General features: G+C 68.1%; 27 protein-coding genes. 7 read left to right on the top strand and 20 right to left on the bottom strand.

The window, feature by feature from the left end; translation table 11 throughout:
* On the bottom strand, nt 1–702 hold the full coding sequence (locus tag AWC16_RS21525) for a GAF and ANTAR domain-containing protein (RefSeq protein WP_085266754.1): 702 nt from the start codon (nt 700–702) through the stop codon (nt 1–3).
* Nucleotides 703–816: 114 nt separating this feature from the next.
* A complete protein-coding gene (locus AWC16_RS21520) occupies nt 817–1,872 on the bottom strand; it encodes a glycosyltransferase (protein WP_165759288.1) in 1,056 nt (351 codons plus the stop codon).
* 281 nt (nt 1,873–2,153) lie between these two features.
* Here AWC16_RS21520 and AWC16_RS21515 point away from each other — a divergent pair, with 281 nt between their 5' ends.
* Complete coding sequence (locus tag AWC16_RS21515; protein ID WP_207572379.1) at nt 2,154–2,588, top strand: STAS domain-containing protein; 435 nt, start codon at nt 2,154–2,156, stop codon at nt 2,586–2,588.
* A gap of 117 nt (nt 2,589–2,705) precedes the next feature.
* Here the strand turns inward: AWC16_RS21515 and AWC16_RS21510 are convergent, their stop codons facing one another.
* The 5 genes from AWC16_RS21510 to AWC16_RS21490 all read right to left on the bottom strand — a co-directional run bounded on the left by AWC16_RS21510 (nt 2,706) and on the right by AWC16_RS21490 (nt 6,428).
* Nucleotides 2,706–3,407, bottom strand: a complete 702-nt coding sequence (locus tag AWC16_RS21510; RefSeq protein WP_109561540.1) for a cutinase family protein — start codon at nt 3,405–3,407, stop codon at nt 2,706–2,708.
* Between the two features lie 108 nt (nt 3,408–3,515).
* Nucleotides 3,516–4,997 (bottom strand): aminotransferase class I/II-fold pyridoxal phosphate-dependent enzyme, encoded by a 1,482-nt coding sequence (locus tag AWC16_RS21505; RefSeq protein ID WP_085266751.1) that lies wholly within the window; start codon nt 4,995–4,997, stop codon nt 3,516–3,518.
* An 18-nt stretch (nt 4,998–5,015) separates the two neighbouring features.
* Nucleotides 5,016–5,366, bottom strand: coding sequence for a hypothetical protein (locus AWC16_RS21500; protein WP_085266750.1), 351 nt, complete (start codon nt 5,364–5,366; stop codon nt 5,016–5,018).
* Nucleotides 5,363–5,932: a type 1 glutamine amidotransferase domain-containing protein gene (locus AWC16_RS21495; protein ID WP_085266749.1), complete on the bottom strand. Its 570-nt coding sequence runs from the start codon at nt 5,930–5,932 to the stop codon at nt 5,363–5,365. The genes AWC16_RS21500 and AWC16_RS21495 overlap by 4 nt, the downstream gene beginning before the upstream one ends.
* A 118-nt stretch (nt 5,933–6,050) precedes the next feature.
* Entirely contained in the window at nt 6,051–6,428 is a 378-nt protein-coding gene (locus AWC16_RS21490; RefSeq protein WP_234812384.1) for a hemophore-related protein, read from the bottom strand.
* A 101-nt stretch (nt 6,429–6,529) separates the two neighbouring features.
* Here AWC16_RS21490 and AWC16_RS21485 point away from each other — a divergent pair, with 101 nt between their 5' ends.
* Nucleotides 6,530–7,228, top strand: a complete 699-nt coding sequence (locus tag AWC16_RS21485) for a cutinase family protein (RefSeq protein ID WP_085266747.1) — start codon at nt 6,530–6,532, stop codon at nt 7,226–7,228.
* Nucleotides 7,229–7,280: 52 nt separating this feature from the next.
* On the opposite strand, the gene AWC16_RS21480 is transcribed toward AWC16_RS21485, so the two are convergent.
* The 4 genes from AWC16_RS21480 to AWC16_RS21465 all read right to left on the bottom strand — a co-directional run bounded on the left by AWC16_RS21480 (nt 7,281) and on the right by AWC16_RS21465 (nt 9,597).
* Nucleotides 7,281–8,069: an RNA polymerase sigma factor SigF gene (locus tag AWC16_RS21480; RefSeq protein WP_085266746.1), complete on the bottom strand. Its 789-nt coding sequence runs from the start codon at nt 8,067–8,069 to the stop codon at nt 7,281–7,283.
* Entirely contained in the window at nt 8,066–8,503 is a 438-nt protein-coding gene (locus AWC16_RS21475) for an ATP-binding protein (RefSeq protein WP_085266745.1), read from the bottom strand. The genes AWC16_RS21480 and AWC16_RS21475 overlap by 4 nt, the downstream gene beginning before the upstream one ends.
* A gap of 261 nt (nt 8,504–8,764) precedes the next feature.
* Nucleotides 8,765–9,076, bottom strand: a complete 312-nt coding sequence (gene usfY, locus AWC16_RS21470; protein WP_085266744.1) for a protein UsfY — start codon at nt 9,074–9,076, stop codon at nt 8,765–8,767.
* A gap of 155 nt (nt 9,077–9,231) precedes the next feature.
* Entirely contained in the window at nt 9,232–9,597 is a 366-nt protein-coding gene (locus AWC16_RS21465; RefSeq protein WP_085266743.1) for a hypothetical protein, read from the bottom strand.
* 156 nt (nt 9,598–9,753) lie between these two features.
* Between AWC16_RS21465 and mbp1 the strand changes: the two genes are divergently transcribed.
* Complete coding sequence (gene mbp1, locus AWC16_RS21460; RefSeq protein ID WP_085266742.1) at nt 9,754–9,993, top strand: microaggregate-binding protein 1; 240 nt, start codon at nt 9,754–9,756, stop codon at nt 9,991–9,993.
* A gap of 120 nt (nt 9,994–10,113) precedes the next feature.
* Complete coding sequence (locus AWC16_RS21455) at nt 10,114–10,788, top strand: winged helix-turn-helix transcriptional regulator (RefSeq protein ID WP_085266741.1); 675 nt, start codon at nt 10,114–10,116, stop codon at nt 10,786–10,788.
* Nucleotides 10,789–10,799: 11 nt separating this feature from the next.
* Here the strand turns inward: AWC16_RS21455 and AWC16_RS21450 are convergent, their stop codons facing one another.
* A complete protein-coding gene (locus tag AWC16_RS21450; protein ID WP_085266740.1) occupies nt 10,800–11,144 on the bottom strand; it encodes a hemophore-related protein in 345 nt (114 codons plus the stop codon).
* 133 nt (nt 11,145–11,277) lie between these two features.
* Nucleotides 11,278–11,673 carry a hypothetical protein gene (locus AWC16_RS21445; RefSeq protein WP_085266739.1) on the bottom strand — a complete coding sequence of 132 codons (396 nt, stop codon included), beginning with the start codon at nt 11,671–11,673 and terminating at the stop codon, nt 11,278–11,280.
* Between the two features lie 152 nt (nt 11,674–11,825).
* Here AWC16_RS21445 and AWC16_RS21440 point away from each other — a divergent pair, with 152 nt between their 5' ends.
* The gene (locus AWC16_RS21440; protein ID WP_207572382.1) at nt 11,826–16,280 is read left to right on the top strand and encodes an ATP-dependent helicase; all 4,455 of its coding nucleotides are present in this window, start codon (nt 11,826–11,828) and stop codon (nt 16,278–16,280) included.
* On the top strand, nt 16,280–17,029 hold the full coding sequence (gene nei2 / locus AWC16_RS21435) for an endonuclease VIII Nei2 (protein WP_085266737.1): 750 nt from the start codon (nt 16,280–16,282) through the stop codon (nt 17,027–17,029). Before AWC16_RS21440 ends, nei2 begins: the two co-directional genes overlap by 1 nt.
* Nucleotides 17,030–17,043: 14 nt before the next feature.
* Here nei2 and AWC16_RS23765 read toward each other — a convergent pair whose 3' ends face one another.
* The 6 genes from AWC16_RS23765 to AWC16_RS21405 form a co-directional block, all read right to left on the bottom strand.
* Nucleotides 17,044–17,544 (bottom strand): hypothetical protein, encoded by a 501-nt coding sequence (locus tag AWC16_RS23765; protein WP_133056019.1) that lies wholly within the window; start codon nt 17,542–17,544, stop codon nt 17,044–17,046.
* Between the two features lie 5 nt (nt 17,545–17,549).
* Nucleotides 17,550–18,485, bottom strand: coding sequence for a pseudouridine synthase (locus AWC16_RS21425; protein ID WP_085266736.1), 936 nt, complete (start codon nt 18,483–18,485; stop codon nt 17,550–17,552).
* A gap of 124 nt (nt 18,486–18,609) precedes the next feature.
* Nucleotides 18,610–19,503, bottom strand: coding sequence for a hypothetical protein (locus AWC16_RS21420; RefSeq protein ID WP_133056018.1), 894 nt, complete (start codon nt 19,501–19,503; stop codon nt 18,610–18,612).
* 520 nt (nt 19,504–20,023) lie between these two features.
* Complete coding sequence (locus tag AWC16_RS21415; RefSeq protein WP_234812379.1) at nt 20,024–21,091, bottom strand: hypothetical protein; 1,068 nt, start codon at nt 21,089–21,091, stop codon at nt 20,024–20,026.
* A gap of 161 nt (nt 21,092–21,252) precedes the next feature.
* A complete protein-coding gene (locus AWC16_RS21410) occupies nt 21,253–22,965 on the bottom strand; it encodes a glycerol-3-phosphate dehydrogenase/oxidase (protein ID WP_085266733.1) in 1,713 nt (570 codons plus the stop codon).
* Nucleotides 22,966–23,041: 76 nt separating this feature from the next.
* Nucleotides 23,042–24,523: an NAD(P)H-quinone dehydrogenase gene (locus AWC16_RS21405; protein WP_085266732.1), complete on the bottom strand. Its 1,482-nt coding sequence runs from the start codon at nt 24,521–24,523 to the stop codon at nt 23,042–23,044.
* A 42-nt stretch (nt 24,524–24,565) separates the two neighbouring features.
* Here AWC16_RS21405 and AWC16_RS21400 point away from each other — a divergent pair, with 42 nt between their 5' ends.
* Nucleotides 24,566–25,057 carry a gamma-glutamylcyclotransferase family protein gene (locus AWC16_RS21400; protein WP_085266731.1) on the top strand — a complete coding sequence of 164 codons (492 nt, stop codon included), beginning with the start codon at nt 24,566–24,568 and terminating at the stop codon, nt 25,055–25,057.
* Nucleotides 25,058–25,166: 109 nt separating this feature from the next.
* Here the strand turns inward: AWC16_RS21400 and AWC16_RS21395 are convergent, their stop codons facing one another.
* Nucleotides 25,167–26,051 carry a DUF559 domain-containing protein gene (locus AWC16_RS21395; RefSeq protein WP_085266730.1) on the bottom strand — a complete coding sequence of 295 codons (885 nt, stop codon included), beginning with the start codon at nt 26,049–26,051 and terminating at the stop codon, nt 25,167–25,169.
* Nucleotides 26,052–26,270: the final 219 nt, after the last annotated feature.

Below are 26,270 nucleotides of genomic sequence, written 5' to 3'. Positions count from 1 at the left end.
TCACTGACCGTCACCTCGTCGGCCGGCCAGATGCTGCGCCACATCGGCGAGCGGGGTGTTCATGTTCTGCGACAGTCGTTTGAGCAGCTCGAAGGCTTGCACCGCATCGATGCCGAACCTCTCCATGACCATGCCCTTGGCCTGACCGATGACGTCGCGGGATGCCAGCGCGCTACGGAACTGCTCGTCGCGGCGAACCATGTGCCAGGCAAGCGCGGCGTGGGTGGCCAGGATCAAACCCAACTCCACCGCGTCGTCGTCGAAGGCGTCCGCGGTGTCGGCGTAGAAGTTCAGTGCCCCGGTGGTCCCTCGCCCGGTGAACAACTCGAACGCCAGAATGGACCGGATCGGTGTCGTCGCCGCCACTTCGCGGCAATAGGACGGCCAGCGCGCCTCGCGGGAGATGTCATCGAGGCGAACGACGTGGTGCTTCCAGGCCGCGGTGAGGCACGGCCCCTCACCCTGGCGCCGCTGAATGTCGTCGAGCGCAGTCGGGTAGGAGTCGGTGGCAGATAGCGTCTGCACGTCGCCGCCTGACGTCGTGAGCGTGACACCGGCGTGCTGGGCGCAGGACATGTGGCCCAGCAGATTCGCGATCAGCTCATCGAGTGCGCCGTCGGGGTCGACACCCGGCCGCTGATCCAAGGTGTGAACCAGATCTGCCACATCGCGCATCATGTCGTTGCGGCTCGTCACCGCCATGTCGTCGCTCCGCCCAAGTCCCCCGCTCGAAGTACCCAATGTTCCTCCGATCGAGGAGATGCGGCAACCACTTCGGCGCCGCGAATGACAAGCCGTGCCATAGCCAAGAATTCATCAAATGCGACTCAGGCCTTGCATATTCGCGGAATCAGCCCTTCGATCCACACGGTGGCCATTCCTGGCGCTTCCCCCGGCACATTGCGCCTCGATGACCTCGTCCCACTCGCGCAGGAACCGTTCGAGGCCGAAATGCTGCGTGGCGTAGCACCGGGCCGCCTTGCCGACCACCTCAGCCAGGTAGCGGTCGGCGACCAGCCCACTGAGCGCCGCCCGCAAGGTGTCGACGTCAGCACTGACCACGCCCGCCTCCGGGGGAACCACCAGGGGCGCCATCGTGGACGCGACAGCCACCACCGGCATGCCCAGGAACATGGCTTCCAGCAGCGACGGGCCCAGCGACGTCCAGCGCGCGGTGTGCAGGTAGACCCTCCGGTGCGCCAGTTCCTTCCTCAGCACGTCGGTCGGCAAGTCGCCGTGGCCGGCGACACCCGCACAGCGCTGCGCCGGTTCGTTGAGGCCCTCGGTGCCGGTCCCCCAGACATCGATCGGCGCGGACTGGCCCAAGGCGCCCAGCAGGTCGGTGCCCACCGCCCGCCACCTCCGCAACGGTTCGTCGATCACGGCACCCACGGCAGCGACGTCACCGGTGTACAGGTGTCCCGGGTCGGCGATGCCATGGTCGATGACCGTGGCCGGCGCCCTGCCGTTGTCCCACATCAGCCGGTTGAAGTCGGTGACGTGGATCAGCGGGATGTCGTCGCGGTCCCCGATCGGGTGCCGGCTCTCCACCACGAACGGCCGCGGGGTGTTGTGCTCCACGTAGACCGCGGGAACGTCGATTCCGGGCCGGCGACCCAGCAGGCGTGCTACCAGTTCCAGTTCGTGCGGGCGCTGCAGCACAACCAGGTCGACCTCTTGGTCGCGCAGCTCGGCCAGCGGGACTTCGCGGGCCCGCGGCCAGTCGCGACCGCACAACCCGCGACCGTCGGGATCGCGCGGGGCGTTGACCGGAATGAGGTAGCGGTGCGCGCCGGCGACGAAGGAGTCCATCCAGGAGCGGTGCACATGCCAGACCAGCAGCGAACGCTCCGTGGTCTGCGGAAATGCCATAACTGGTTGTTACCCGCGACACCGGCTTCTAAACGCGGACAGCGAGGCCGACGTGGTTTGCTGCAACGGAACTCGGGGGACGCTTGACCGAAGCACCGTTACCAAATCGTTGCAGACCCGCGGGGATCAGCGTAGGTTCATTAGCAGGTTGAGTTCACAGCCGCCCGGAAGACGCGTCACCCACGCCAGCCAGGGAGGCCCACTCCCTGCATCTCATCCGTGAAGGTGTAACTCGCATCGACGCGATCCAGCAGTACGAGTTTCGACTGATGGAGTGTGAAATGACCGCTTTGAAAACCGTCGGGCCGGTGTTCCCGACGCCCCGAATAGATACCCGTCCCCCGTCCGATACCTGGGAGAGCCGTACCGCCCGTTCCGTCACCCGCTGGGGACGTTGCGGCGCGGTGATCAGCGTGGACGGCGAACTCGACGCCGCCAACGCCGGCCAGCTGGCCGACTACGTGCAACGCTGCGCCGGCTACTGCGAATGGTTGGTCCTGGACCTGAAGGACCTGGAATTTATTGGCACCGCCGGCTTTTCGGCACTCAAGACCATCACTGATCGATGCGCCGAGGCCACGGTCTACTGCACGACGGTACCGGGATCTGCGGTAGCACGCCTGCTGCGAATCTGCGATCCCGGCAAGGCCCTGCCAACCACCACGTCGGTGGCTGAGGCATTGGCCGGCGTACAGGATTTCCGGCAAGTCCGCTGACCCACGCCCCTGCCCGCCCCTTCCGGGATGAAAGCCGGTGCCAGTGTGCCGATTACGCGGTGCAGCCCACCAGGGTAGGACGGCGCCATCGGATTGCGTTCTGACGACGAGCGTGCGCTACCCCACCATGCCCTGCAGCCGGCCGGCGGCGAAGTCGGCCGCCTGATCGACAGCCGCACCGCCACCGGCGTAGCTGTCATGTGCCGCGAAATCCATTCCGTCCGAACAGACCGCGTCCTCGGGGGCGCAGACCTGCAGTGTCTTCGCTTGGTACAGCGGACCGATGACGATCGTCGGCTCTTTCAGAAAGTTCATCGCCCTCTCGTTGGGCATGGCGAACAGCACGACCGCGGCCACGTGGTCGGCGACGTCGGGAGCCAGCGGCTTGGGAACCGTGGCCGGGTCGACCCCGTCGGGTACCTGGGGCGAGGTGACGAAGCCCATCACCGCGGCGCCCTGGGAGTAGCCGCCCAGGACCATCTTGGTTCTGGGGCAGGTGCTCGCCCGGGAGACGACGTGAGCTCCGGCGTCCCGGATGCCGTCGACGCCGGTGTCCCAGTGGTCGTTGGCGGGGTAGTCCACGGCGTAAACGGCCGGCGGGCCGCCCGAGGTCCGCGCGTTGAGCGCGCTGACGAAGGCCTGCCCGGTCGGTCCGATGCCGGGCGGCTCTCCGGTACCGCGCGCGAACACCACCTCGGTATCGGGGCACGGCTGTGCGCTCGCGGGGGGGACTTCGGGCGGGAGGAGAATGGCGGCACCGGTAGCCGATGCCGCGATCGCCAGAGGACCAACGGAATGGCGGAGGGCACGCGCGGACATGTCGGTGTAGGTGCCCACCTCGGTGCCGGCTCAAACCGCCTTTTCGATCTTTTAGCCGCAGAGCCGGCCCTGAACAACGGTCTCGCACCTTGGATTAAGCCAAGAACGTCAGGTAGCTGTCTTCAGACTTCGGGCCACCACCCTGATGTGGTCGAGCGCCGCATCGGCGGCGTCCGGCAGCACCATTCCGGACGGCAGCCCCGACCGCAGATAGTCGATGACGGCGTCGTTGAGGCGTTCACCCGGCACCACTGCCGGTACACCGGGCGGATACGGGGTTATCTGCTCGGCCGCGATACGCCCGGCTGCTTCGTCCGCGGCGACCATCTCGGTCGGGCCGAAGAAGGCGTCCCGGGGAAGCTGCACGCTCTCCAGTTGCAGCTCCTCGGGCGACGGTAGCCGGATCGGCGGCGGCGGGTCGAAATCCGCTGCAGCGGCCCGCCACCCGCTCACCGCATCCAGCAGCCGGTCGGCGGTGGTCCAATCGTCGGCGAAGGACAGTGTTGCCAGGATGCGCCGGTGATCGGCCATCCCCACGTCCACCCGACGATGTTCGCGCAGCCAATCCCTGGCCTGATATCCGGACGTCCCGGTCGCCGACACGTCCATCAGTACCTGCAGCCGGTCCAGGTCGTGGGAGGCCTCCACTCCCAGCAGCACGTCTTCGAGTACCTCGATGTCGGGCAGTGAGTCGATGCGCTGGCGTACGTCATGAGCCAACTCCAGTGCAGCACTGAATAACTCGTGTCCATTCTGCACCATCTGACGACGCCAGCCGTCCAGCGCCGCGTAGATCAGCACGCTGGGACTGGTCGTCATCAACAGGTCGGCACACGCCGCGAGCCGCTCCCGGTCGATGAGATCGCCCTGGATGTGGTACACCGAACCCTGCTCGAATCCCGCTCCCATCTTGTGCACACTGACCACGCAGACGTCGGCGCCGGCGTCCATCGCCCAGGTGGGCAGATCCGGGTGGAACGGCAGGTGCGCGCCCCAGGCTTCGTCAACAATCAGCGGCTTGCCGCGCTGATGGCAGATCTCGGCGATGGCGGCCAGGTCCGCGCAGGTGCCGTACGGCGACGGGCTCACGATCAACGCGCCCGCGGCATCGGGATGCTCCTCCCACGCACCGGCGACCCGCTCGGGTGACGGCGGATGGCACAGGTGATGCTCGGCGTCCCAGCGCGGGGTTATCCAGCGCGGCTGGATGCCGGAGAAGATCAACCCGCCGACTATCGACTTGTGGCTGTCGCGGGGCAGCAGCAACCCGCCGGCGGAGCCGCCGGCCACCGCCATCATCGCCGCACGCACCGAAAGCGAACTGCCGCAGGTGGAGAAGAACGCCGCCGACGCTCCTACCGCATCGGCCATCAGCGCCTCGGCATCAGCGAGGAACCTGCCGCCCGCACGCCAGTCGTCGAGGCCACCCCGGGCCAGCACGTCGGCGCGGAACGAGTCGGCCCCCAGCACTCCCCGGACGAATTCATCGGCTCCGCGGCCCTGGCGGTGTCCCGGTGGACTGAAGCCGTACCGGTCCCTGCGGTGGTAGCCGGCCAGGGCTTCCAGCACGGGTGCCCGGCGGTGGTCCATCGGCGAGCTGCCTTCTACTCAGCGCCGGAAGGCGACGACCAGTGCCAGCAGGTCAAGCATCAACAGCGCCCAACCACCTACCGGGACAAGGAATCCGCGCCGCCGCCCCGCTGTCCAGAAGGAGATCAGGATGGTCAGCGCGGCAATGACCGGTGCGCCGTAGTACAGCACGCCGAAGACCGCTCCGCTCGGCCCGAGGTCGGGGCACGCAGCGGTGCTGCAGGCGGCGGTACTCATCACCGCCCCGGTCGCGAACACCATCACCAGGGCGGCACCGGCAGCGGTCAGCAGGGCCGACGCCCAGTTCACCCAGAGGCGGGCGCGGTGGTCGCTGCCCGCGACCGGCACCGGCATCGGCTCGCCCGTCACAGCGTCGCCCCTCGCGCCGACAGCTCCTCGACCAGCGCATCGCAGAAGGCCGGCAGGTCATCGGGTTTGCGGCTCGACAGCAGGATCGACGGTCCACAGTCGCAGCGCACCAGCTGCTCGTCGACCCAGTCACCGCCCGCGTTGACGATGTCGGTGCGCAGGCTCGGCCACGAGGTGATCCGGCGGCCGCCGAGGACTCCGGCTTCCACCAGCGTCCACGGACCATGGCAGATGACGGCAACCGGCTTGCCAGCGTCGAAGAACTCCCGGACGAACGCGACCGCGCGTTGATCGGTGCGCAACTGATCCGGATTGGCCACCCCGCCCGGCAGGATCAGCGCGTCGAAATCGTCCGCTGACACCTCGGCAACCACCCGGTCCACGTCGAACCTGTCGCCGCGATCCAGATGGTGGAACGCCTGAACCGGGCCGGCGGTGGTCGACACCAGCACCGGACGCGCGCCGGCCTCAGCGATCGCGCGCCACGGCTCGGTCAACTCGACCTGCTCGACGCCCTCCGGTGCAGCCAGAAATGCGACCCGTCGGTCTACCAGCGTTCCGGCCATTTGACCGCTCCTTCCCGTGTGCGGACTCCTCCCCCCAACCGACGGCATACCCGGGCGCCCGGCAGCACAAACGAAGCGGGGCAGTGTTGCAGCCGGCCGCGGTCGGTCGCGCCATCACTCAGTACTTGTTGCAGGTCTTGGCGATGGGACCGACCAGGTTGACGTACTGCGCCGCCTCCGGAATCCCCTGGGCCTGCTCAAGCATCTGCTCACGCTGCGGAGGGGGCGAGGCGAGGAAGTTCTGCAAGAAGGACTGCGCCATGGGCGTCGCGTTGAATTCTGCTGCTGCTTCCGGAGATTGGGCATTCATCGCCGCCACCACCTGCGGATAGCTGCATGTCGTGGTCACCGCGGGATTCTGGGACCACTGGCCCGGTTGCCCCGGCTGGCCCGGTTGGTTCGGCTGGCTCGGTTCGGCGTTTGCCAGTCCAGTGCCGGCCGCCAACGCCAGCGTCATGCCGCCGGCAGCGGCAAGCCTGGTCAAAGACGTTGTAATCATTGGATTCTCCCCTTCAGTCATGTTCCGTCGACGACGGCACCGAACTAGGCTTGCCGTTTTCGCCCGGGCTCAACCCTCCGGTTTGCCGACACGCCGCAATGGGTATCGGACAAAACGCTGTGATTACTCGGATTCTCACCGCCCTAGTTCTGTGGGGCTGTGCCCTGCCGTTCTGTCCCGCCGCCGGCGATGCGGTAGCCGCCGACTGTCCCGATGTCGAGGTGGTGTTCGCCCGCGGAACCGGTGAACCCCCCGGTGTCGGGTGGATGGGTCAGCAGTTCATCGACGCCTTGCGGTGGCGGCTCTGGGGCCGCGCCGTAGCCGCCTACCCGGTCGACTTTCCGGCCGTGCCCGAATTCGGCCCGACGGCCGCCGGTGTCACCGACGCAGCAGGCCACATCCGCGATATGGCAGCCGGATGTCCGGGCACCCAGATGGTCCTTGGCGGATACTCGCGGGGCGCGGCTCTCATCGGTTACCTCACCGAACCGACTGCCGTCAGCGGGCTCGGGACGCCGCTGCCGCCCGAGGCGGCCCAGCATGTCGCCGCGGTGACGCTGCTCGGCAAGCCGTCAGCGGCGTTCCTGAACTCGATCGGGGCGCCGCCGGTGGCGATCGGGCCCGACTACGCCGGCAAGACGATCGACCTGTGCGCCCTCGGCGACCCGGTGTGCTCGGCGGGCACCGACGGTGCTGCGCACGCCGCCTATGCGGCGAACGGCATGACGGCACAGGCCGCGGACTTCGCCGCGGAGCGGCTCAGACCGCCTGAAAATGTTCCGGATCAGCCGCTTTGACGGTCAGGCCCGGCACGGGCCAGCGCGAAGCCGCGTCCTGAGCTGAGCCGGCCTACTGCAACTGATCCCGCAGCTTCGCCAATGACTTGGCCAGCAAGCGCGACACGTGCATCTGCGAGATACCGACCCGCTCGGCGATCTGGGTCTGGGTCATCGATTCGAAGAACCGCAGCACCAACACCGTTCGTTCCCGCTCCGGAAGCGCTTTCAGCAAGGGCTGCAACGCCTCTCGATCCTCGATGCGGTCCATCCCGGCGTCGACTTCGCCGAGGGTGTCGGCGATCGAGCGGACGTCGTCCTCATCGGAGCTGCCCCCGCTGTCGATGGACAGCGTGTTGTAGGAGCTGCCGGCCACCAGGCCCTCGACCACCTCTTCGCGGCTCAGCTCGAGGTCGCGAGCAAGCTCGGAAGCCGTCGGCGCCCGGCCGAGACGCTGTGACAGTTCCGCCGTCGCCGCTCCGAGCCGAAGGTGCAGCTCCTTGAGCCGGCGGGGCACCTTGACCGACCAGCTGTTGTCCCGGAAATGCCGGCGAACCTCGCCCATGATCGTCGGGACGGCGAACGAGATGAAGTCGGAGCCGGTCTCCACGTCGAAGCGTGTTACGGCATTGACCAGGCCCACCCGCGCGACTTGGACCAGGTCGTCGCGCAGCTCTCCGCGCCCCTCGAATCGGCGGGCGATATGGTCGGCCAGCGGCAGACACCGCTCCACGATCTTGTCCTTACGGTTGCGGAAATCGGCCGAGTCCGCGCCATATTGGGCGAGCTCACGAAACATATCGCCGACGTCGGCGTACTCTGATCCCGATTGTGAGCCGCCGCCGGCGGCACGCGGAGTCACCGCCCGGAGTCCGCCCGGCGGGTTGTCAATGTGACCCCGAATACCTCACCCGCGCTGCCGGAGTCATGCCCGCCATGGAACGTCTGCACGTCGTCCACCAGCGAGGTGAGCACGTGCCAGCTGAAGCTTCCGGGAGTCAACACGTCGGCTCCATCGCCGGCGGCCGACGCCTGGATCGTCACATCGTCCTCGCGCGGATCGATGACGACCGTCAGCATCGCGCCGGGGGACGCGCAGCGGATCAGCTGGGTACACAGCTCATCGATCGCGAGCCGTAGATCGGCGACGGTGTCGACATCGAGATCCTCGTACGTGGCGATCGCACCTACCAACATGCGCACCACCGCCAGACTTTCGAGTCTGGGCGTGACCCGCAGTTCGACGGCCCGTTCGCTGCAGGACCGCGAAGCCCGGTCACTGTGGATGTCGGTCATGAAGCCTCCCGGCGAAGTCGAACCGAGACTACCGCTGCCCGCCGACCCACCGCTCACCACCATCGCCTGTCGGCAACGTCGCGCATTCCACCATGAGCCGACACCGTCAACACCGCATACCGGCTGCCCGGAGATCAGTCATGGAGACTCTGTACCCGGTTATAGGTGAACTCAATCATCGATTTCAGCACATCGATTTCAGCACGCAGCCACCAAACGGGCCGGCTGCAATACCAGCCCGGCCCGCCTTGTCTCTCTGACTCAATTCTGGGAATGCCGCTGATGCGCCTCGGGATGCGCCAGGTGCCACTGACGGTTCACCCTGCCGATCCGCCGATGCTCGATCATCAGCCACAGTGCGCCCAGCGCGGCGGCGAGCACCGCCAACGTCGCGACCTGCACACCCTGGCGGTCGTGGCCGGTGCCGAACGCTGTGAGGCAGCCGATTCCCGCCACCATGCCCACCACCAACAGTGAGTAGCCGGGCCAACCCATCACGTCGATCATGGCACGTCCGGCGTGCGGTCTGGTCGTCCGGACATGGTCAACGGGGTCTTGAAACGTGTCGCCCATTGCACTTCCTTCCTGCCATTTCCCGCCCTGAATCGTCCGGCCCATCCGGACGTCACGGCCGGGAAGACCCAAATCCAAAAATATCGTATGTCGATGTGATCTAAATTACTCCCTTGTTTCAAGGTGTTCACAGCAATATGGCAGTGTTGCGAGAGTTATCGGCTCACGCCCATGATCGGAGCGGTGCTGATGAACATGGTGAACAACATCAACGTCATCAGGAACCAACCGGCGCCCTGCCAGCCCCACCAGGTACCCCGCGCGCGCCACACCCGGTAGGTGCGCAGGAAGGCGCGCAGTCCGCCGCCGGCCAAGATCGCCGGCGCCCCCAGAGCAAGTACGGTGCGATACGGCCTGCCGCACGCCACTGTTTCCGCGACCGGATCGCAGGAGCCGGTCCACCATGCCGCCAGCAAGACGAAGGCCACCCCGACGGCGGTGATCACCCCGGCGAACCTGACCGCCGAGCGAACTTCCTCGTCCTCTTGGCCCAGCCGGTCGCCACCGGCACGCGGCTGCATACGGCGGCGTTCCATGTCTTCCACCGTCCGCGCTGATCAGCTCTGCGTCAAGAGGATTCGACGTTTGAGCGGGCGGTACCCCGGGAAGCCTGGCGAGTGTGGCGGACCGACAGCGCACGTAGGTCTGTCACCACCACGAAATCAGGGAGGGATTTTATGTCGGACGAAAACAGGAGCGGTGCCGAAGAAGGCTTCCGGGGCGCCGTGGAGGGCGTCAAGGGCAAGGCCAAGGAAGCGGTCGGAACCGTGACCGGCAACGACGAATTGGCCCGTGAGGGAAGGGCCCAGCAGGATAAGGGCGAAGCGCAGCGCGACGCCGCCAAGCGTGAGGCCGAGGCTGAAGCGGCCCGGGCCGGCGCCAAAGCGGCTGAGGCGCGCGAACAGTCCCACCAGTAGCCCCATCGAGGATGGCCCGGTCCGCGGCGCGGGCCGGGCCTGTCGCTGGGCGGTTACTCGCGCCGCGCAGCGGGTAATAGTGCCTTACGGCAGGAATACCCGAGAGGTTGGAGCTAGGCGATGGACATCGTGTTGCTGACCGACCGGGACGAGTTCGAACAGTCCCTGTTGGCTTTGCGCACCTTCGGACATTCGGTTGTCCGAGCCCCGCTGGCCGTCACCGCTCGGGCCCACTGCCCCAGTGCCTCAGCGATGTTGGTGGATGGCTGCGCCGATCTGCCGATCTCCCGCGAGACCTGTCGGCGGCTCGGCGTCTGGCAGCCCTTAGCTGCCGTTCTGGTCGTGGTGACCGCCGAGGACTTCGTCAGGGTCGACCTCGACTGGCACGTCGACGATGTCCTGGTCGCGACCGCGGGGCCGGCCGAGGCGCATGCGCGGCTACGGCTGGCCCTGGCACGCCGACGCAGAACCAGCCACAGCACACTGCAGTTCGGCGACCTGGTCATCCACCCGGACAGCTACACGGCGTACCTGTCGAACCGCGAACTCGACCTCACCCTGACCGAATTCAAGCTGCTCAACTATCTGGTGCAGCACGCGGGCCAAGCGTTCACGCGCACCAAGCTGCTGCGTGAGATATGGGGTGGGGAGGGTGGCCGCCGCAAAGTGGACGTTCACGTGCAGCGGTTGCGGGCCAAGCTCGGGACCGAGCACGAGTCGATCGTCGATACTGTTCGCGGCGTCGGCTACATGGCGCCGGAGTCGCCTCAACCGCAGTGGGCCATCGCCAATTGAGGGCAGGCTGCTCAGTAGCTCTGACAGCTGCTCGCCAATGGGCCGAAGAGCGCAACGTACTCGGCGGCGTCGGGCGTGCTCTGCGCCTCGTCGACCATCTGCTGACGCTGGGGCGGCGGCGCGGCCAGGAAGTTCTGCAGCCACGACTGCGCCGCCGGCGTCGCGTTGAACTGTGCGGCCACCCCCGGTGACTGCGCGTTCATCGCCGCTACCACCTGCGGGTAGGTACAGCTGGTGTTGACAGCCGGGTCGGTGGCCGGATCGGCCGATGCCGCTGCCGATCCGGCCGTCAGCGCCACGGCCGCGCATCCTGCTGCGGCAGCCGATCTCGCGAATGATCTCCTACAGCCAGACATCTCCGGACCCCCTTCTGCACCGCCACCGGCCGCTTGCCGACAGCCCTGTCGGTTGGCCTTCCCGTTCTCGGGCTCGGCCAAACCGGCACAGATGCAATCGGGCCGCGGAACGCCGCTTTTCTGAACTCTGCGTTCAGAAAACTGAGAGCAGAACCACCAGGTCGGCCATCAAGAGGATCCAGCCGCCCAACCAGACCAATATTCCGCAGCGACGCGTGGCGAAGAAGAAGGCGAGAAACAGTGTCAGGGCGGCCACCCCTGCCGCACCGTGGTACAGCAGGTCGAACAACGACCCGTTCACCCGCACGCCCGGGCAGCCGTCGCTGTTGCAGAACGCGGTTCCGGCCACCCTGGACAGAGCGAAGGCCATGAGCAACGCGGCAGCCGGCGCGGTCAGCAGCGACAACGCCCAGTTGATCCACGTCCACTCGCGCGGCAACGCTTCGGGGGGCGACGACGCTCGCGCACCCGGTAGCACGTCGGCGAAGATGGGCGGGGCGGTTGGCGCCCTGTCGCTCAGAATGGTCATGACTGTCCCCCTGTCCGCGATACCCCTGTCGGGCCGGATACCCGGCCCTGACGAGCGCAAAACCACACCGCCCCCTATACCCGCTCCCATACCCGCCGGGAAGTTGGCACCATGGCGGGGTGAGCCCAGATCCCCAAGAAACCCGAGGCCCGCTGGCCCGGTTCTCGGCGCTGACCCGGGACTGGTTCACCGGTACCTTCCCCGCGCCGACCCCGGCGCAGGCGCAGGCCTGGTCGGCGATCGCCGACGGGCACAACACGCTGGTCATCGCGCCCACCGGGTCGGGTAAGACGCTCGCGGCGTTCCTGTGGGCGCTGGATCAGCTGGCCTCGCAACCGGGCTTGGAGTCGGGACACGCCACCCGGGTGCTGTACGTCTCGCCGCTCAAGGCACTGGCCGTCGATGTCGAACGCAACCTGCGCACACCGCTGGCCGGTATCAGCCGCATGGCCGCGCACCGTGGCCTGCCCGCCCCCGACATCACTGTCGGGGTGCGCTCCGGCGACACCACCCCGGCGCGGCGCCGTGAGCTGGTGGCCAAGCCTCCCGACATCTTGATCACCACCCCGGAGTCGCTGTTTCTCATGCTGACGTCGGCGGCGCGGGAGACGTTGGCCGGGGTGCGTACGGTGATCGTCGACGAAGTGCACGCGGTGGCCGGGACCAAGCGAGGCGCCCACCTGGCGTTGTCGCTGGAACGCCTCGACGCGATGTTGGTCCGTCCCGCCCAGCGCATCGGGCTCAGCGCTACGGTGCGGCCCGCCGAAGAGGTCGCCCGGTTCCTGTCGGGTGCGTCCCCGACGACCATCGTGGCTCCCCCGGCGGCCAAGACATTCGAGCTGACGGTTCAGGTTCCGGTGCCCGACATGGCCAATCCGGCCGAGGGCACCATCTGGCCGGAGGTCGAGGAGCGCATCGTAGACCTGATCGAGGCCCATCACTCCTCTATCGTATTCGCCAACTCACGCCGGTTGGCCGAACGACTCACCGCGCGGCTCAACGAAATTCATGCAGAACGCTCCGACGCCGGCGAGGCGGCCCCGGTCCTGGCCCGGGCACACCACGGGTCGGTGTCGCTGCAGACCCGCGCGGAGGTCGAGGAAGACCTCAAGAGCGGCCGGCTGCGGGCGGTGGTGGCGACCTCGAGCCTGGAGCTGGGCATCGATATGGGCGCGGTGGACCTGGTCATCCAGATCGAAGCACCGCCGTCGGTGGCCAGCGGGCTGCAGCGCATCGGCCGGGCCGGGCATCAGGTGGGCGAGATCTCTTCGGGCGTCCTGATTCCCAAGCACCGCACCGATCTGATCGGGTGCGCGGTGGCGGTGCAGCGGATGCTGGCCGGCCAGATCGAAACCCTGACGGTACCGGCCAATCCGCTGGACATCCTGGCCCAGCACACCGTGGCCGCCGCCGCGCTGGAGCCGCTGGACGCCGAATCCTGGTTCGACACCGTTCGCCGCAGCGCCCCCTTTGCCACCATGTCGCGCAGCGTGTTCGAAGCGACCCTGGATCTGCTGTCGGGCAAATACCCGTCGACCGAGTTCGCGGAGCTGCGACCCCGGCTGGTCTACGACCGCGACACCGGAACCCTGACCGGCAGACCCGGCGCGCAACGGCTGGCGGTGACCTCCGGCGGCGCCATCCCGGACCGCGGGCTGTTCGCGGTGTATCTGGCCGGTGCGCAGAAACCTTCCCGGGTGGGCGAACTCGACGAGGAGATGGTCTACGAGTCGCGGCCCGGGGATGTGATCTCGCTGGGCGCCACCAGCTGGCGCATCACCGAGATCACCCATGACCGGGTACTGGTGGTGCCGGCGCCGGGCCAGCCCGGCCGGCTGCCGTTCTGGCACGGCGACGGCATCGGGCGCCCGGCCGAACTGGGTGCTGCCCTGGGCGCCCTCACCGGCGAGTTGTCTCGTCTTGACCGCGAGTCGTTCGACAAGCGCTGCGCAGGTTTGGGTTTCGACGACTACGCGACTGACAACCTCTGGCGGCTGCTCGATGACCAGCGCACCGCCACCGGGACGGTTCCGACCGACGCCACGCTGCTGGTGGAACGGTTCCGCGACGAGCTCGGCGACTGGCGAGTGGTGCTGCACTCACCGTACGGACTGCGGGTACACGGGCCGTTGGCGCTGGCGGTGGGCCGGCGGCTGCGCGAGCGCTACGGCATCGATGAAAAGCCGACCGCCTCCGATGACGGCATCGTGGTGCGGTTGCCCGACACCGACTTGGACGCCGCCGCCGCGGCCCCCGGAGCGGAACTGTTCGTGTTCGACGCCGGCGAGATCGAGGCGATCGTCACCGACGAGGTGGGCGGCTCTGCCCTGTTCGCCTCGCGGTTCCGGGAATGCGCGGCACGGGCACTGCTGTTGCCGCGCCGGCACCCGGGCCGCCGCACGCCGTTGTGGCAGCAACGCCAGCGCGCCGCCCAATTGCTGGATGTGGCCCGGCGGTACCCGGCGTTCCCGATCGTGCTGGAGACCGTGCGGGAATGCCTGCAGGACGTCTATGACGTGCCGGCGCTGACGGACCTGCTGGCGCGGATCGCGCAGCGCCGGGTGCGGGTGGTGCAGGTCGAGACCGCTACGCCGTCGCCGTTCGCGGCCTCGTTGCTGTTCGGCTACGTCGGGGCGTTCATGTACGAAGGCGACAGCCCGCTGGCCGAGCGCCGCGCGGCGGCCCTGTCGCTGGACCCCACCCTGTTGGCGCAATTGCTGGGCCGCGTCGAGTTGCGCGAGTTGCTCGACCCCGACGTCGTCACGGCGGTCGCCGCCCAACTGCAGCACCTCACCCCGGAGAAGGCCGCCCGCGATGCCGAGGGCGTGGCAGACCTGCTGCGGCTGCTCGGCCCGCTCACCGCCGAGGAAATCACCCAGCGGGCCAACGCCCCTGAAAGCGCAGTGGGTGGCTGGTTGGAGCACCTGCTGGCCGCCCGGCGGGTGCTGTCGGTGTCGTTCGCCGGGCACCGGTGGTGGGTGGCGATCGAGGACATCGGCCGGCTGCGCGACGGACTCGGGGTGGCGGTGCCGCCCGGAGTGCCGACAGGGTTCACCGAACCGGTCGCCGACCCGCTCGGTGAGCTGCTGGGCCGCTTCGCCCGCACCCGAGGGCCGTTCACCACCGGACAGGCCGCCGGCCGGTTCGGATTGGGTGCACGGGTGGCGGCCGATGTGCTGGGCCGGTTGGCCGCCGACGGACGAGTGGTGCGCGGCGAGTTCACCGACTTTCCGGACTCCCCGGGCGAGCAGTGGTGCGACACCGAGGTGCTGCGGATCCTGCGACGCCGGTCGCTGGCCGCCCTGCGCTCGGCGATCGAACCGGTGTCGCCGGCCGCCTACGGGCGCCTGCCGGCCTGGCAGCAGGTCGGCGCGCACAGCGCCACCAGTGCTGAAGGGATAGCCGGACTGGCCGGGGTGATCGAGCAACTGGCGGGCGTGCCGTTGCCGGCGTCGGCGGTGGAGTCACTGGTGTTCGGCCAGCGGGTGCGCGACTACTCCCCGGCCATGCTCGACGAACTGCTGGCCTCCGGGGAGGTGCTGTGGGCGGGGGCGGGGGCGGTGGCCGGCAGCTCGCCCGCCACCGACGGCTGGATCAGCTTCCACACCGCCGATTCGGCGCCGTTGACGTTGGCCCCCGGTGCACCCATCGAATTCGGTGACGCGCACCGGCAGATCCTGGATGCACTCGGCGGTGGCGGCGCGTTCTTCTTCCGCCAGCTCTGCGGTGATGGCGAGGAAACGGCCTCGAAGGCACTGAAGGCCGCGCTGTGGGAACTGATCTGGGCGGGATGGGTCACCGGTGACACCTTCGCCCCGGTGCGCGCGGTGCTGGCGGGAACCCGGCGCGCCACCCCGGCGCACCGCACCAAACGTCCGCCTCGGCTCAGTCGTTACAGCGTCGCGCACGCCTCGGCCCGCGCCGCGGACCCGGCGGTCGCCGGCCGCTGGTCGATGTTGTCCGCACCGGAGCCGGACTCGACCGTGCGGGCTCACCACACCGCCGAACTGTTGCTGCACCGCTACGGAGTGCTGACCCGCGGGGCGGTGGCTGCCGAAGCCGTCCCGGGCGGCTTCGCCACCCTCTACAAGGTGTTGACCGCGTTCGAGGATGCCGGGCGATGCCAGCGCGGTTATTTCATCGAATCGCTGGGCGCGGCACAGTTCGCCTTGGCTTCCACCGTGGACCGGCTGCGGGGCTACCTCGACGGTGTCGACCCGGCCCGGCCCGACTATCACGCGGTGGCGCTGGCAGCCGCCGATCCGGCCAACCCGTATGGGGCCGCGCTGAGCTGGCCGGCGCACCCCGGGGCGGCCCGGCCGGGCCGGAAGGCGGGCGCACTGGTGGTGTTGGTCGATGGCCAACTGGTCTGGTTCGTCGAGCGCGGTGGCCGTTCGCTGCTCAACTTCGCGACGGGCGCCGACGCCGAAACGCAGCGTGCCGCCGCGGGCGCCCTGGCCGGGTTGATCACTGACCGCCGGGTCGACGGGATTCTCATCGAGCGGGTGGACGGTACGCCGGTGCTGGAGATGCGCGATTCACCGACTCTGGACGCGCTGACCGAGAGCGGGTTCTCCCGCACGCCGCGCGGATTGCGGATGCGCTGATGCCCGAGGGCGACACCGTCTTTCACACCGCGGTGGTTCTCGCCACCGCATTGTCGGGAAAGACGCTGACCCGCTGCGACATCCGTGTGCCCCGCTACGCCGGAGTGGATCTCACCGGGCAGCGGGTGGATGAGGTGGTCAGCCGCGGCAAGCATCTGTTCATCCGGGTCGGGCCGGCCAGCATCCACTCACATCTGAAGATGGACGGCAGTTGGCGGGTCGGGCGCAGGTCGATCGACCATCGGACGCGGATCATCTTGGAGGCCGAATCCGTTCGCGCCGTCGGTATCGATCTGGGAACACTGGAGATACTGGACCGCCGGCGCGAAGACCAGGCCGTCGCGCACCTGGGTCCGGATCTGCTCGGGGAGGACTGGGATCCGGCCACAGCCGCCGCCAATCTGATCGCCGAGCCACAGCGACCGCTGGCATCGGCGCTGTTGGACCAGACCGTGCTGGCCGGCATCGGAAACGTCTACTGCAACGAACTGTGCTTTGTCACCGGCCGGTTGCCGACGACGCCGGTCGGCGAGCTGGCCGATCCGGGCCGACTGGTGTCGCGGGCCCGGGAGATGCTGTGGGCCAATCGACTGCGATGGGCCCGCTGCACCACCGGCGACACCCGGCCCGGCAGACAACTGTGGGTGTACGGCCGGGCCGGGCTGCCGTGCCGACGATGCGGCACCGGGTTGGAATCAGATCGTGCCGGTGAGCGCATCCGGTTCTGGTGCTCGTCGTGCCAGCGGTGATTCAACGCCGCCGATCACGGCCACCCGCCGCAGCCGACCCCGGGGACGCAGCCTCCGCCGCCGCCGGGTCCGCCCCAGCCGCTGGGGCCGCCCGGGATCTGGCCGCCGCCACCACCGGGCCCACCACCACCGGTCGGGCCACCGGGGATCTCGCCGCCGCCACCACCGGGCCCACCACCACCGGTCGGGCCACCGGGGATCTGGCCACCGCCACCACCGGGCCCACCACCACCGGTCGGGCCACCGGGGATCTGGCCACCGCCACCACCGGGCCCGCCACCACCGGTCGGGCCACCGGGTTCGCCCGGGCTTTCGGACCCAGGCCCGCCCGGAACCGGTTCGGGCGCAATCTCGGTTGTGGTGGTCACGGTGGTCTCAGGCGTGGTGGTCGTGCTGCTCGGCGCCTCTTCCTTGGTGCCGGAGCAAGCCTCTTCCTTGGTGCCGGAGCAACCAGCCGCCACCAGCGCCATCGCGCTGCCGAGCACCGCGATTGTCATCCTGCTGTGTGCCTGCATCAGAATCAGACTCCCCTCTGCTCTGGTCGTCTTTCTGTACCCAGGACGCTCGGGGCCGAAACGCGCGGCGGGTGATCATCGAGATCGCGCCGACTGACGAATCCGCGCAGTTGCCCGGTGAACGGGTCCTCGAACTCCAGTCGCTGAGCCAGCAATCGCAGGGGCTCGGAGAAGTCGTCGGGGGCAACCTCGACGATCCGGGGATAAAGCGGATCGCCGTCGATGGGAAGCCCCAACGAAGCCAGGTGAACCCGCAACTGGTGGGTGCGTCCGGTGCGGGGGGTGAGCCGATAACGGCCGCCGCCCAGCGCCTCGACCAGCGTCTCGGCATTCGGCTCGCCGGGCTCCTCACGGGCCTGTAGGCAGCCGCGCCGTTTGACGATCCGGCTGCGTACCAACTGCGGAAACGCTCCGACCGGCTCCGCGGAAGACCGCGCCAGGTATTGCTTGCGCACCGCACCGCGGGCGAACAGGCTCTGATACGGCCCGCGCAACTCCGGCCGGGTGGTGAACAGCAGCACCCCGGCGGTCAGCCGGTCCAACCGGTGCGCCGGGCTCAACTCGGGAAGGTCCAGTTCACACCGCAGCCGTACCAGCGCCGTCTGCGCCACGTGCCGGCCTCGGGGCATGGTCGCCAGGAAGGGCGGCTTGTCGACCACCACCAGGTCCGCGTCACGGTAGAGCACCGGGATGTCAAAGGGCACGGCAACTTCGGTTGGCAGATCCCGATACAAGAAGACGTGCGCCCCGGCCGGCAGCACCGTCGTCTCGTCGACCACGGTCCCGGCCGCGGTCACCACCTCACCGGCGGCTACCTTCGCCGCGGTGGCCGCGCCGAACCGGCTGCGCAGCTCGGCGGCGACGGGGCCGCCCCGCACGCGGAGCCGGGCCGGGCCCAGGCCGTCACGCACCGGCAGCGGGGCGGGTCGACGGCGGGTCATCGCGGTGAGCCTATCCCGCACGTCGAGGCGCCTTCTGGCTCAGCGCCGAGACCAAAAACCACATCGGCCACAACCGTCGGGGGTCGTGGCCGATGCGGCTTTTTGAGGCGGGCGATGAACCCGCTCAGCTGACACCGAGCATGCCGAAGATGCCCAGTGCGTCCAGGAAGTCGGTCAGCGTGGTGGCGTCGGTCACATCTTCTGCGCCGGTCCCCAGCAACAGGGTCAGCAGGGAGCCCAGCGTCTCGTCGCCCAGGACTCCGGTGCCTTCCGGCTCGGTCAGCGTGCCGCCGACGACCAAGCCACTGATGATCTGGTTCCAGGGCAGGCTCGAGTCGATACCCAACAGGCCGCCGATGGTGGCCTCATCCAGCTCGTTGTCCACCAGCAGGTCGTTCAGAGTGGTGGTGCTGTCGATACCCAGCAGGAGCTCGAGCAGCTCGGCCACCGTCGTGTTCGGCGAGAAGTCGGTGAACGGGATGTTCAGCAGACCGGCGTAGTCGCCGAGGCCCAGTGCGGTGAGGACCGTCCCGAGGCTGGTGTCGGCGCCCTGCGAGCCCAGGAAGTCGCCGATCAACTCGTTGATCGGTATCGCGCCCAGGCTCACCCCGCCGATCTCCACGCTGCTCAGCAGCTCACTGAAGTCCGTGGAGAGCAGTCCGAGGGTGATGTCGTCCAGCGACGTACCTTCCGGGTTCAGCGCGAGCAGAAGGGCCGAGAGGGTCGAACTGGTGCTGATGTCCTCGCCGAACACCGCCAGCAGTTGGCCCACGGTGCCCAGCTCGATGGCGTTCAGCAGGGTCTGCAGGCTCTCGGTGAACGTCGGGAAGGCCTCGTCGGCGGACAGCACAATGTCGTGCTGCACCGACGCGGTGAGGCTGGTGCCGGTCGTCGGAGCAACGGCCGTGCCGCCGAGCAGGGACGCACCAGCAAAGATGGTTCCGGCTGCCAGCGCACCCGCTTTCACGACGAAGCCCCGCGGCCCCATCGGCTCAGCAGCAGTGGAAAGTGTGGACATGAATCGGTTCCCCCTTCTGGGATCGAGCATTAATCTGACGCGATCACGCATCGGGCATTAACTTATTATGCACTCAGACTTAAGTCAACGGTTCTGACCATTCGCATTTCTCGCCAGCAACCCGGATTCCCCCGAACATCCCAGTTCATAGGGATTTAACATGACGCCGCGCAATGCTCGAAGCAGAGAATAACCTGACCGTAAACTTACCGAATCACCCATGAGATACACAGCTACTTTTAGGTATTTCGGACGCGCGGACCGGACTTCGGGCGAAGACGAGGATGTCTCCGCGTTAACTTCCTCAGATATCCGTCAAAAGGTATGGAACTTCCGTCGCAAAAATACTTGATCTACTTTCGACCGTGAGCGACATGGGCACGAAGCTGGCCAGCTCAGAGCCAGCAAAGTCGAGGAGTGCGATTATCGCGCACTGGCAAAGAGGGGCTGTCGCCCTTCGCCCCCGCGACACACAGGGCGGGACGAAGATGTCCGACCAGGCGGGCGGAGACGTACGCCGCTATGGCGTCAACAGACCCAGCGCCACCAAGAAATCGGTGATCGGCGTGTCACCGGTGATCGTCAGGGTGCTGTCGTCGAGCAGGAAGCTGCCCAGGAGCGTGCCCAGCGTCTGCTCGCCCCAGGTTTCACCGGAGGGGTCCAGCAGCGTCCCGCCGAACGGGAAGTTGGAGACGTACTGATCCCACGGCTGGTTGGGGGGCAGGCCGAACAGTAAGCCCAGGGTTGCGTTGGCCATGGTCGTGGGGTCGGTAGCACTGACAGGAAGGGACTGCAGGTACTGACCCAGCGTCCAGGCGCTGTTCGGCACCACCGTGGTGGCCCCGAGACCCGAAAACGCGTGTTGGGTGATATCGACGGTGGGTTTCCCCAGGATCCCGCTCAACCAGTCGTTGAGCGAGCTGTTGACGTTCAGGTCGGGATTGCTGATTATCGTGCCGAACGTGCTGCACCCGAGAGTGCAGTACTGGACGTTCATGTTCTCCAGGCCGAGGGCGTTGATCAGGCTCGCGTACTGGCTCAGCATCGAGCCCAGGCCCACCGCGTTGGCCAGGGCGGTCAGCGAATGCGAACCGGCGCCCTCCCCGAGAAGCACATCGATAATGCCGTCGGTGCCACCGAGGTCGAGGTAGCCGATCGGAACGCCGTCCAGCAGGAACAGGCTGCCCTGGCCGAGCAGGGAGTCGACGGTGGTGCTGTAGAGCGGATCGGTCAGCGATATCCCGAAGATCTCGGCGACGCCGTTGAGGGTGTCGCCGTTCGGATTGAGGCCGGCCAGGAAGAGCGCGACCGACGAGTCGATGGTGTAGGCGCCGAACCCGCCCAGCACCTGGTTGAGGTTGCCCACTCCCAGGTCGTCGAGCAGCGTCTGCAGGCTCTCGGTGAAGGTCGGGTAATCCGTCAGTGCCACGTCGTGGTGCACCCAGGCGGCCGGCGCGGAGATCTCCGGCCCGGCCTGCGCCACACCCTGGCCGCCGGCACCGGCAACGAAGGTGGCGGCCGCTGCGGCGAGCGCACCACCCTTGAGCGTCAGCGCCTGTGAGCGCGGCATTCCGAAACGACCCGACATTGAACCCCGCCCTTCCCGCGCCCGGGATCCCCATGTGACCCGGCTGGTAGCGCAGAAAAGTAATGGGGTACGTCACATGTGTCAAACACATGTGAATGCCAATTTCAGCCGAAAAGTATGGATTTCCCTGGGAATCATTCCCCCGAGAAGTGGACGTACTTTCAGTCCAGTGGAACTGGTTCCAGGATTTCGGCCCGCGCTTCGGGGGCGCTTGCCCGCAGCGCATCCGCCGACGCGTCGTCGGGCTGTTCCTGAGACAGGATCTCGGCCTCCACCCGGGCGGCGTAGTTGGCCACCTCCCGGTCGATGTCGGCGGCGTCCCAGCCGAGCACCGGGGCCATCACCTCGGCGACCTCGTGCGCACAGTTGACCCCGCGATGGGCGTACTCGATGGAGATCCGGGTCCGGCGGGCCAGCACGTCCTCCAGGTGCAGTGCGCCCTCGGCCGCAGCCGCATAGGCGACTTCCACCTTCAGGTAGGTGGGCGCCTCGGTGATCGGATCCAGCAGATCCGGCTGCCCGTCGGCCACCGCCAGCACGTCGTGGATCAGCGAGCCGTAACGGTCCAGCAGGTGCCGCACCCGGTACGGGTGCAGGCCCTGCTCGGCGCCGACGTGCTCGGTCTGGTTGACCAGCGCGAAGTAGCCGTCGGCGCCCAACAGCGGCACCTTCTCGGTGATCGACGGCGCCACCCGCGTCGGGATGTACTCGGCGGCCGCATCGATGGCATCGGCGCCCATCACCCGGTAGGTGGTGTACTTGCCGCCGGCGATGGCCACCAGACCCGGCGCGGGCACGGCGACGGCATGCTCCCGGGACAGTTTGGAGGTGTCGTCGTTCTCCCCGGCCAGCAGCGGCCGCAGCCCGGCGTAGACGCCCTCGATGTCGGCGTGGGACAACGGGGTGGCCAGCGCGGTGTTGACGTTGGCCAGCAGGTAGTCGATGTCGGCCTTGGTGGCCGCCGGGTGGGCCAGGTCCAGGTTCCAGTCGGTGTCGGTGGTGCCGATGATCCAGTGGGTGCCCCACGGGATGACGAACAGCACCGACTTCTCGGTGCGCAGAATGATCGCCGCCTCCGAGACGATCCGGTCCCGCGGCACCACGATGTGCACGCCCTTGGAGGCCCGGACGTGGAACCGGCCGCGCTGGCGAGACAGTGCCTGGATCTCATCGGTCCACACCCCGGTGGCGTTGACCACGACATGGCCGCGCACATCGGTGGTGGCGCCGTCCTCGGAGTCACGCACGGTCACCCCGGTCACCCGATCGCCTTCGCGCAGCAGCGCCACCACCTGGGTGGAGGTGCGGATGACCGCCCCGTAGTGCGCCGCGGTGCGCCCGACGGTCAGGGTATGCCGGGCGTCGTCGACGACAGTGTCGTAATAGCGAATCCCGCCGATCAACGCACTGCGCTTCAGCCCCGGACACAGCCGGAGCGCGCCGGCACGAGTCAGATGCCGTTGCGCGGGAACCGATTTCGCCCCGCCCAGCTGGTCGTAGAGGAGGATCCCGCTGGCCACGTACGGTCGCTCCCACCAACGCCGGGTCAGCGGATACAGAAACGGCAGGGGTTTGACCAGGTGCGGAGCCAGCGTGGTCAGCGACAGCTCACGTTCGTGCAGCGCCTCGCGCACCAGACCGAACTCCAGCTGTTCGAGGTAGCGCAGCCCTCCGTGGAACATCTTCGAGCTTCGGCTCGACGTCCCGGCGGCGAAATCACGGGCCTCGACCAGCGCCACCTTGAGGCCTCGGGTGGCGGCGTCGAGCGCGCACCCGGCGCCCACCACGCCACCGCCGATCACCACCACGTCGAACTGCTCGCTGCCGAGCTGTTCCCAGGCTCGTGCGCGTTGTTCTGGTCCCAGCGTGCTCACGAGTGCAAGGCTACGTGGCCCGGCGCTCCGGCCGCGTGTGACGCGCTCTTCACCCCGGCTGCCCAGTCCACATCGCTCAATCCAGGTCGTCGTGCGTCATCAGCCGACGCGCCGCCTCGGTGAGCGAACCCGACAGCGACGGATACACCGCCAGCGTCTGCGCCAGGTCGGCCACGGTGATCCGGTTCTGCACCGCCAGCGCGATCGGCAGGATCAGTTCGGATGCGATGGGCGCCACCACCACCCCGCCGATCACCGTTCCGGTGGCAGGCCGGCAGAACAGTTTCAGGAACCCGTGCCGCATCCGGCTCATCTTGGCCCGCGCGTTGGTCTGCAACGGCAGCATGACGGTGCGAGCGGGCACCGTGCCGTCGTCGATCTGGGACTGCGGCACCCCGACGGCGGCGATCTCGGGTCTGGTGAACACCGCCGCCGCCACCGTGCGCAGCCGGATCGGGGCCACCGCATCGCCCAGTGCGTGATACATCGCGATCCGGCCCTGCATGGCCGCGACCGACGCCAGCGGCAGCAGCCCGGTGCAGTCCCCGGCGGCGTAGATACCGGGGATCGAGGTCCGCGAGACTCGGTCCACCTGCAGGTAATTGCCCGGCCCGAGCGCGATCCCCACCCGCTCCAGGCCCAGACCGGAGGTGTTGGGCACCGACCCGACGGTCATCAGCGCGTGACTGCCTGCCACGGTGCGGCCGTCGGTCATGGTGACCTGCACCCCGTCGCCAACGCGGGTCACCGAGGCGGCTCGGGCGTTCTTGACCAGCGTGACGCCGCGTTCGGCGAACGATCTCTCCAGCACCTGGGCCGCATCGGGATCCTCGTGCGGCAGCACCCGGTCGCGACTGGCCACCACCGTCACCTTGACCCCGAGTTCGGTGTAGGCGTTGACGAACTCCGCGCCGGTGACGCCCGAGCCCACCACCACCAGGTGCTCGGGCAACGTGTGCAGGTCGTAGAGCTGCCGCCAGGTCAGGACCCGCTCGCCGTCCGGCTCGGCGCCGGGCAGCGTGCGCGGGCTGGCGCCGGTGGCGATCAGCACCACGTCGGCCTCGAGCACGCGCTGGGCACCGGATTTATGCGGCGGTCCCAGCTTCGCCTCTCCTCCGTCGAGCCTCGCTGAACCACCGTCGTGCTCGGTGACCCGGATCCGGTGGTGCGCCAGCCCCGGTTCGGCGTCGATCAGCTCGCCGCGGCCGGCGATGACCTCGACACCGGAGTTGATCAGTTGGGTGCGGATGTCGGCGGACTGCGCCGCGGCCAGGGACTTGACCCGCTTGTGAATCTGGTCCAGTTCGATCTCGGCGTCGGTGAAGTGGATGTCGAAACCCAGGTGCGGGGCGCGGCGCAGCTCGGTGCGCACCCCGGACGAGGCGATGAAGGTCTTGGACGGCACGCAGTCCCACAGCACACAGGCACCGCCGAGGCCGTCGGAGTCGACCACCGTGACCGATACCGCCTCCGGGCCCTTGGCGGCCGCGACCAGGGCGGCCTCATAGCCGGCCGGGCCGCCGCCGACGATCACGATGCGCGTCGAGGGAGAAGTCACAGCGACTAACCTATCCGGGGCGGTGCGTTTAAGCTTTCTGCCGTGCCGCTCTACGCCGCCTACGGGTCGAACATGCATCCCGAGCAGATGTTGCAGCGGGCCCCGCACTCCCCGATGACCGGCACCGGTTGGTTGCACGGCTGGCGGCTGACGTTCGCCGGCGAGGACATCGGCTGGGAGGGCGCCCTGGCGACCGTGGTCGAAGATCCCGACTCGAGCGTTTTCGTCGTGCTCTACGACGTGACTCCCGAGGACGAGAAGAACTTGGACAGCTGGGAAGGCTCAGAGTTCGGCATCCACAAGAAGATCCGCCTCCGGGTGGACCGGGTGGACGGGATCACGTCGGACCCGGTGGACAGTGCACCCGCGCCGGTGTTGGCCTGGTTGTACGTGGTGGACGCCTGGGAGCGTGGGCTGCCGTCTGCACGCTACTTGGGCGTGGTGGCCGAGGCCGCCCAGATCGCCGGTGCGCCAGAGGAATACGTGCGCGACCTGCTGACTCGCCCGGCCCGCAATATCGGGCCCGGCAGCTAGCCCCCTTTTGACCGGCTAGCCCCCCTTTGACGCGAGCGTGCGTGTTTGCACGGCGACACGCCGCAAACTCTGTACAACTGTGCACCCTCGGGGGCCCGACTCGGCCAGGTCAGGCGGCGGCGCGCGCCAACTGCGTCTCAATACGCCGGACGGTCTGCCAGGGTCGGCGCCGAACGTCGTCGGCGATGAGGGAGATCACTACCCAGCCCAACTCCTGCAATGCAGCACGACGCTGCCGTTCGTAGACGAAAGCCGCCAGGCCCTCGTGAGGCACGACGCCGTCGTACTCGACCGCGACCCGCTGAGCAGGCCAGGCGAAATCGACACGCCAAGTCCGATAGTCACGATCCACGATCTCGAGCTGTAGGACCGGAAGCGGCAGGCCACCGTCGATCATCATCAGCCGCGACTCGCTCTCCATCGGAGACTCCGCCAGCGGGTCTGCGAGCGGCAGCAGATCGCGGACGGCCACGATGCCGCGACGGCCCGCCTGTTGGATCACGGCCTGCCGCAGCTCGCGGCGGGAACAGGCGCCGCTGCGCAGGGCGGCGTCCAGTGTTGCCAACGCCCTTGGCCGGCGCAGGGCACGGGCCACCTCCACCGCGGTCCACGCCGGAGCGGTCGCCGGGCGGCCCGCGACCTCGCTTAGTGGTGCGCCCTCACGCCGGTGGACCACCAAACCGTCAGCCGACCGCAGTTGCCGATCCGGCGGATTGAGCACGTGCAGATCGATCGGCTCCTCGGTGTCAAAGCCGTATGCCGCCGCCGCGGTCCCCAGGCAGACCGCGACGGTGGTCCCCGTGGCCAGGTCCAATCCACGCAGCAGCAGCTCATCGGTCAACTCGCCATCGGCGTAGATGCCGTACCAAATCTTTTGTAGTGAGCCATGTTTCAGCTCTGATTCGAGGCCACGCCGGGTGACGACACCCAACGCTTGGCCGGACGTCACCACCCCGCCCTGCCGGTCGAGCAATTGACGTAGTCGGTGGTCCATGCCGCCGATCGTCGGTGCCGAACGCGAACGGCGGTCACCTCATGCGGCCGGCGGGGCCCATACTGTGGATCGCCGCCACACTGTGCACAGTTCCCACCGACCGCGAGCGTGCATGGTCGTACGGAATTTGCGGCGTGTCGGCGTGCAAACACTCAGTGTCACTGTCGACGGTGCCGCGTTGCGGTGGTTGGGTTCTTCTCACCTGGTGCCTGGCTCTTG

It is taken from the genome of Mycolicibacter longobardus (assembly GCF_002102265.1).
Taxonomy (GTDB): domain Bacteria; phylum Actinomycetota; class Actinomycetes; order Mycobacteriales; family Mycobacteriaceae; genus Mycobacterium; species Mycobacterium longobardum.
Note: the sequence above shows the minus strand (reverse complement) of the source record. Positions and strands in the feature narration are given on the sequence as shown.

Bases quoted from the DNA above. Each gene is read 5' to 3' on its own strand.
- AWC16_RS21505 (WP_085266751.1), bottom strand. From the start codon at position 4,997: ATGGACCACCGCCGGGCACCCGTGCTGGAAGCCCTGGCCGGCTACCAC.
- AWC16_RS21395 (WP_085266730.1), bottom strand. From the start codon at position 26,051: ATGGACCACCGACTACGTCAATTGCTCGACCGGCAGGGCGGGGTGGTG.
- nei2 (WP_085266737.1), top strand. From the start codon at position 16,280: ATGCCCGAGGGCGACACCGTCTTTCACACCGCGGTGGTTCTCGCCACC.
- AWC16_RS21495 (WP_085266749.1), bottom strand. From the start codon at position 5,932: ATGGCCGGAACGCTGGTAGACCGACGGGTCGCATTTCTGGCTGCACCG.
- usfY (WP_085266744.1), bottom strand. From the start codon at position 9,076: ATGGGCGACACGTTTCAAGACCCCGTTGACCATGTCCGGACGACCAGA.
- AWC16_RS21520 (WP_165759288.1), bottom strand. From the start codon at position 1,872: ATGGCATTTCCGCAGACCACGGAGCGTTCGCTGCTGGTCTGGCATGTG.
- AWC16_RS21445 (WP_085266739.1), bottom strand. From the start codon at position 11,673: ATGACCATTCTGAGCGACAGGGCGCCAACCGCCCCGCCCATCTTCGCC.
- AWC16_RS21455 (WP_085266741.1), top strand. From the start codon at position 10,114: ATGGACATCGTGTTGCTGACCGACCGGGACGAGTTCGAACAGTCCCTG.
- AWC16_RS23765 (WP_133056019.1), bottom strand. From the start codon at position 17,544: ATGCAGGCACACAGCAGGATGACAATCGCGGTGCTCGGCAGCGCGATG.
- AWC16_RS21525 (WP_085266754.1), bottom strand. From the start codon at position 702: ATGGCGGTGACGAGCCGCAACGACATGATGCGCGATGTGGCAGATCTG.
- AWC16_RS21425 (WP_085266736.1), bottom strand. From the start codon at position 18,485: ATGACCCGCCGTCGACCCGCCCCGCTGCCGGTGCGTGACGGCCTGGGC.
- AWC16_RS21450 (WP_085266740.1), bottom strand. From the start codon at position 11,144: ATGTCTGGCTGTAGGAGATCATTCGCGAGATCGGCTGCCGCAGCAGGA.
- AWC16_RS21515 (WP_207572379.1), top strand. From the start codon at position 2,154: ATGACCGCTTTGAAAACCGTCGGGCCGGTGTTCCCGACGCCCCGAATA.
- AWC16_RS21420 (WP_133056018.1), bottom strand. From the start codon at position 19,503: ATGTCCACACTTTCCACTGCTGCTGAGCCGATGGGGCCGCGGGGCTTC.
- AWC16_RS21485 (WP_085266747.1), top strand. From the start codon at position 6,530: ATGGGTATCGGACAAAACGCTGTGATTACTCGGATTCTCACCGCCCTA.
- AWC16_RS21510 (WP_109561540.1), bottom strand. From the start codon at position 3,407: ATGTCCGCGCGTGCCCTCCGCCATTCCGTTGGTCCTCTGGCGATCGCG.
- AWC16_RS21415 (WP_234812379.1), bottom strand. From the start codon at position 21,091: ATGTCGGGTCGTTTCGGAATGCCGCGCTCACAGGCGCTGACGCTCAAG.
- mbp1 (WP_085266742.1), top strand. From the start codon at position 9,754: ATGTCGGACGAAAACAGGAGCGGTGCCGAAGAAGGCTTCCGGGGCGCC.
- AWC16_RS21475 (WP_085266745.1), bottom strand. From the start codon at position 8,503: ATGACCGACATCCACAGTGACCGGGCTTCGCGGTCCTGCAGCGAACGG.
- AWC16_RS21465 (WP_085266743.1), bottom strand. From the start codon at position 9,597: ATGCAGCCGCGTGCCGGTGGCGACCGGCTGGGCCAAGAGGACGAGGAA.